This window comes from Brevundimonas sp. TWP2-3-4b1 (assembly GCF_049897665.1).
Lineage (GTDB): Bacteria > Pseudomonadota > Alphaproteobacteria > Caulobacterales > Caulobacteraceae > Brevundimonas > Brevundimonas subvibrioides_B.
The window spans coordinates 1-5762 of record NZ_JAFCWQ010000049.1 but is presented as its reverse complement, the minus strand read 5'-3'; the positions used below and the strand labels follow the sequence as shown (position 1 = coordinate 5762).

Annotated in this window: 3 protein-coding genes and 2 pseudogenes; 3 read left to right on the top strand and 2 right to left on the bottom strand. The window is 61.9% G+C overall.

Going from position 1 to position 5762, the window contains the following annotated elements:
- Positions 1–118: pseudogene (locus tag ACP7A5_RS17695) on the top strand (IS5/IS1182 family transposase); the annotation flags it as partial.
- Here ACP7A5_RS17695 and ACP7A5_RS17690 read toward each other — a convergent pair.
- Positions 115–555: a hypothetical protein gene (locus tag ACP7A5_RS17690; protein WP_426043127.1), complete on the bottom strand. Its 441-nt coding sequence runs from the start codon at positions 553–555 to the stop codon at positions 115–117. The pseudogene ACP7A5_RS17695 and the gene ACP7A5_RS17690 overlap by 4 nt on opposite strands.
- 118 nt (positions 556–673) lie before the next feature.
- Here ACP7A5_RS17690 and polA point away from each other — a divergent pair, with 118 nt between their 5' ends.
- Positions 674–3604, top strand: coding sequence for a DNA polymerase I (polA, locus tag ACP7A5_RS17685; protein WP_426043126.1), 2931 nt, complete (start codon positions 674–676; stop codon positions 3602–3604).
- A 612-nt stretch (positions 3605–4216) separates the two neighbouring features.
- Positions 4217–5194: an HD domain-containing protein gene (locus tag ACP7A5_RS17680; RefSeq protein WP_426043125.1), complete on the top strand. Its 978-nt coding sequence runs from the start codon at positions 4217–4219 to the stop codon at positions 5192–5194.
- 451 nt (positions 5195–5645) lie between these two features.
- On the opposite strand, the pseudogene ACP7A5_RS17675 reads toward ACP7A5_RS17680, so the two are convergent.
- Positions 5646–5762, bottom strand: a pseudogene (locus tag ACP7A5_RS17675) (IS630 family transposase); the annotation flags it as partial.

Here is a 5762-nt window from a genome sequence, read left to right as displayed (position 1 = left end):
GCTCAAACACAGCCGACGACTGGCTACCCGATACGACAAGACCGCCGACAGCTTCCTCGGCTTCGTCGTCGTCGCATCCATCCGACTGTGGATCAGACACTTTGTCCACACCACCTAGGCGGCGGCCTTGCCGTAGGCCACGCGGTGCAGGGTCCATCCCGCCACAGCTCCGGGAATGGCCAGGGAGGCGGCGAAGGCCCAGGGCTCCCACGCCACGGGAGGTTCACCGAGCAGGAACAGGATAATCGCGCCCGCCAGCGCCGACAGGATCGCCCCTGCCAGCACGGCATGGTGGCGTGTGTCCCGGCTCTGCCGCGCCATGATCAGCCAGACAGGCGTGCCGATAACCAGAAGGCCGACCAGATAGACGACCATGGCGTAGATCCAGGCCACCGGTGCGATCCAGAGACCGCGTCCGATCTCGCTCGCCGCCATGCCATTGGTCAGGGTGCTCAAGACCGCCACGAAAATGAAGCCGGTCATCACAACGAACCCTGCCGCAATCGCCGCCGCCGGATAGGCCAGCGCCACCGCTACGAACCCCTTGACCTTCACGACCCGCCTCCTCGTCCGTTCAGGCGCACCCGACGCCCTTCCGACCTTACGGTCAAGCTGGCGGTGTCTGACGGTTTCGGATCGTGACGCGCCGGGTCGCGCCGCCTATGTTCGCGCCATGTCCGATGCCGATCTCGCGCCCGAATCCACAGAACCCCTGACCGACCGCCCGTTGACGCAGGACGGGCCCGCCGTCCGGCTGTGGCTGATCGACGCCTCGGCCTACATCTTCCGCGCCTACCACGCCCTGCCGCCCCTGACGCGCAAGTCCGACGGCCTGCCGGTGGGCGCGGTCCAGGGCTACTGCAACATGCTGTGGAAGCTGCTCAAGGACATGAAGGGCGCCGATGGGCCGACCCACCTCGCCGCCATCTTCGATCACTCCGACAAGACCTTCCGCAACACCCTCTACGACCAGTACAAGGCCAACCGTTCGGCCCCGCCCGAGGACCTGATTCCCCAGTTCCCGCTGGTGCGCGAGGCGACGGCGGCGTTCGGGGTCCACTGCGTCGAACTGCCGGGCTACGAGGCCGACGACCTGATCGCCACCTATGCCTGCAAGGTGCGCGACGCCGGCGGCGAGTGCGTCATCGTCTCGTCCGACAAGGACCTGATGCAGCTGATCGGGCCCTCGGTCGTGATGTGGGACCCGATGAAGGATCGCCGCCTGGCCGAGGAGGCGGTGATGGAGAAGTTCGGCGTCACGCCGGACAAGATGATCGACCTGCAGGCCCTGATCGGCGACAGCGTCGACAACGTCCCGGGCGCCCCGGGCATCGGCCCCAAGACCGCCGCCCAGCTGCTGGACGAATACGGCGATCTCGACACCCTGCTGGAGCGGGCCGGGGAGATCAAACAGCCCAGGCGGCGCGAGACCCTGATCAATTTCAGGGACCAGATCCTGCTCAGCCGCCAGCTAGTCACCCTGACCTGCGACGCCCCTGCGCCCGAGCCGATCGACGACTTCAAGGTGCGCGATCCCGATCCCGCGACCCTGGCCGCCTTCCTGGAGACGATGGAGTTCCGGGGGCTGCTGCGCCGGGTCGGCGACGGCAGGCTTGAGGGACACGACGGGTCGGCCTTCGCGCCCGCCCGGCCCGCGCCCCTGACCGCCCCGGTCATCTCGCCCCGCTATGCGCCCCAGGCCATTCCGGAGGGGGTCGAGAAACAGGCGGTGGACCATGAGGCCTACCGTTGCATCCAGACCCTGGAGGCGCTCGACGCCTTCCTCGCCCGCGCGACCGAGGCGGGGGTCGTGGGCTTCGACACCGAGACCGACGCCCTGTCGGCGACCCATGCGGGGCTGTGCGGCATCAGCCTGGCGATCGGGCCGAACGACGCCTGCTATGTGCCCCTGACCCATGAGCACGAGCCGGTCGCGGGCGGGGGCGGGCTGGATTTCGGGGACGCGATCGAGACGAGGCCGCCGCTGGATCAGCTGGACAAGGCCGCTGTTCTGGCCCGGATGAAGATCATTCTTGAGGACCGCTCCGTCCTCAAGGTCGTGCAGAACGGGAAATACGATCTGGCGGTCATGGCTCGGCGGGGGATCCGGGTCGCGCCGATCGATGACACCATGCTGATCAGCTACGTCCTCGAGGGCGGGCTGCACGGGCACGGGATGGATGAGCTCTCAAGGCTGCATCTGGGCCATGACCCGATCCCGTTCAAATCGGTGGCGGGGACCGGCAAGGCGCAGAAGTCGTTCAAGCACGTCGAGCTGAAACCGGCGACATGCTACGCCGCCGAGGACGCCGATGTGACGCTGCGGCTGTGGCGCCTGCTCAAGCCCCGACTGGCGGCCGAGGGGCTGGCGACCGTCTATGAGACCCTGGAGCGCGGCATGCCGCCGGTGCTGGCCGACATGGAGCTGGAGGGCATCCGCGTCGACCCCGCCCGCCTGCGCCGCCTGTCGTCGGAGTTCGGCCTGCGCATGGCCGAGCTGGAGACCCAGGCCCACGAGATCGCCGGCCGCCCCTTCGCGATCTCGAGCCCCAAACAGATCGGCGAGCTGCTGTTCGGCGAGCTCAACCTGAGCGGCGGCAAGAAGACCGCCTCGGGCCAGTGGGAGACCGGCGCCGCGACGCTGGAGACCCTGGCCGAGACCCACCCCCTGCCGCGCGCCATCCTCGACTGGCGCCAGCTCAGCAAGCTCAAGGGCACCTATACCGACGCCCTGGTCGCGGCCATGGACGAGGCCACCGACCGGGTCCACACCTCCTACCAGCTGGCCGCCGCCACCACCGGCCGCCTCGCCTCCTCCGACCCCAACCTGCAGAACATCCCGATCCGCACCGAGACGGGCCGCCAGATCCGCCAGGCCTTCATCGCCCGCGACGGCCATGTCCTGATCAGCGCCGACTATTCCCAGATCGAGCTGCGGCTGCTGGCCCATATCGGCGACATCCCCGAGCTGAAACGCGCCTTCAAGGCCGGGATCGACATCCACACGGCCACGGCCTCCGAGATGTTCGGCGTCCCCGTCGACCAGATGGACCCCGAGACCCGCCGCCGCGCCAAGGCCATCAATTTCGGCATCGTCTACGGCATCTCGGCCTTCGGCCTGGCCGCCCAGCTGAACATCGACCAGGGCGAGGCCGGCGCCTATATCAAGACCTATTTCGAACGCTTCCCCGGCATCCGCACCTATATGGACGCGACGAAGGCCGAGGTCCGCCAGGCGGGCTTCGTCTCCACCGTCTTCGGCCGCCGCATCCACATCCCGGCCATCCATTCCAAGTCGGGCGCCGAACGCCAGTTCGGCGAGCGCGCCGCCATCAACGCCCCCATCCAGGGCGCCGCCGCTGACATCATCCGCCGCGCCATGATCCGTATGCCGGCGGCCCTGGAGGCGGCCGGCCTGGGGGAGGTGAAGATGCTGCTCCAGGTCCACGACGAACTGGTCTTCGAATGCCCCGACGAACTGGCCGAGACCGCCATCCCCGTCATCCGCCGGGTGATGGAGGGCGCGGCGGAGCCCGCGGTGGCCCTGACCGTGCCGCTGGTGGTGGAGGCGAGGGCGGCGAAGAACTGGGACGAGGCGCACTAACGATATCAAAGCCGTAACGATTTCACGCGACGGTAGTGTAGTCAGACTCGGAAAATCGCCTTAGAGCGAGGCTTGCGCCACGGAACGCGAACATATATCGAACACGCCCCCACATGGAGGACGCAGTATGGATGCGCGACTTGCTGCACTAAAGCTCGTGTTGAACGAGCTTGGAGAGACTTCGGATATCTCCAGCGTCTCGGAACGTCTTCGTTTGCAGAAGGCTGTATATCTCACGCAAGCATTGGGCCTTAATCTTGGGTACCATTACAGCTGGTATCTCCGTAGACCCTATTCGACGTCACTGACGCAAGACTAATATCAACTTGCAGACTTAATCGCCGCTGGCGATAAGCCGGACGTTGAGCTGAACACTCCATCCAAGCAGGCGCTTAACAAAGTTCAGGGGCTGCTTCGAAAGCCTGTTGACGTAAACTTGTCAGTTCATCACTGGTACGAATTATTGGCGTCTCTTCACTACCTAACTAAAATTAGTAGGAAGTCGGAAGCCGAAGCCGATGTAACGTTGCGATCGTCAAAACCGCACTTGATTGCATATAGCAAACAGGGCTTTGACCATCTCCGCCAGTTCGGCTTGGTATAGATTTAGGCGTGACGAGATTCCACCACAAGCGCGTAACCGATCCGGTTCACGGCGCTATTTCTCTCAGCCGACTCGAATCAGACGTAACATCAACGCGTGTTTTTCAACGCCTGCATAATGTAAGGCAGCTCGGCCTAGCTCACCTCGTATTTCCTGGCGCGAACTACTCTAGATTTTCGCACTCGTTGGGCGCGCTTCACAATGCTGGGATAATGTTGGACGCCCTAATCGCGTCGGACAATGCGATCGATGATGATACTGTTCAATCGGTTCGCTTAGCGGCTCTGCTACACGATATTGGCCACTACCCCTTCTCTCATGCAACCGAGCATGTAGTGGCAGATTTCTATGCTGCCTCGTTGCTTTCTGAGTCTGGCGTTGCTGGAGTCTCAAACACCTCAGATTCGTCGGAGGGCGCTGACGAGACCTCATCCGCCCCCCTGCCTACACACTTTGACCATGAAACACTTAGCGCGCAGATCATTGCCCACGACGCAGAGCTCAAAGATGTTTTTCAAAGAAACAGCTTTGACATCTCTCTTTTGGAGAAGGTGTTCCAACCCGGCCCCGATAATAACCTGCTGCCAATAATAAGCTCAGACCTTGACTGTGATCGACTCGACTATCTGCGACGGACCGCTCATTTTAGCGGAGCGCCCTATGGCTCAGTTGATATTCGGTTTATCGCAGCAAGCGCTATGTTGGATAGCTCTGGACAGTTCTGCTTCAGCCATAAAGCGATGCGAGCCGCTGATCACCTTCTAGTGTCGCGCTACTATGACTACGTGCAAGTTCCCTTTCAAAAAACAGCGTCTGGCTTGGAGTGGAGCTTGGTCACCGGTCTGAAAGCTTGCCTATCGCAGAATCAGTTTTCTTGCTCAGCGAAGGCTATGATTTCCATGATCGCCAATGGCGAATGGAGTAAGTTTGACGACCAGCATGTGGTAGGTTGTTTTAGAGAAATACGGAAAAACTCTTCTGATTAAATATTGATTGATCACTTGGACGGAATTATCAACCGATGCCCGCCCAAGTTGGTTGCTGGTTGGGAAGGAATAGGACCAAGCGCTCGAGCGAATACAAACGCGAAGCACGTGGCGCTCCGCGCGTCACTTGAAGAGATAGCACTCGAAGCAGGATGTGATCCAAACCGCCTTCATATTTGGCAAAAGGGAATTAAACTGTCTTCTATCCAAGCTGGGGATGAAATCTCCGAGATCTCCGCGAAAGCAGTTCATATTATGGATCCGAGATCGGGGAAGGCGCGCCCCCTCGTTGATCATCCTGATGATTTGATGAATACATTGTCACGTTCGGAATATGGCGGTGTACGCGTCTATTATTTGCCCACCGCTGGTGAAGACTCTCGCGCGCTAAGAGTCGACCTTTGTGAAAAGCTGGAGCTGAACTTGGGCACCGCGACGACTTGCACCGCTCCTAGTGGATTGATTCCATCACTTGGTGCCCGCGGTTAGCGGCGGCGATGATTTTGTCTGGATCGGCGGTCCAGACGAAGGGTTTGGGCTGCTGATTGTGATCGACGACGAAGCGGTT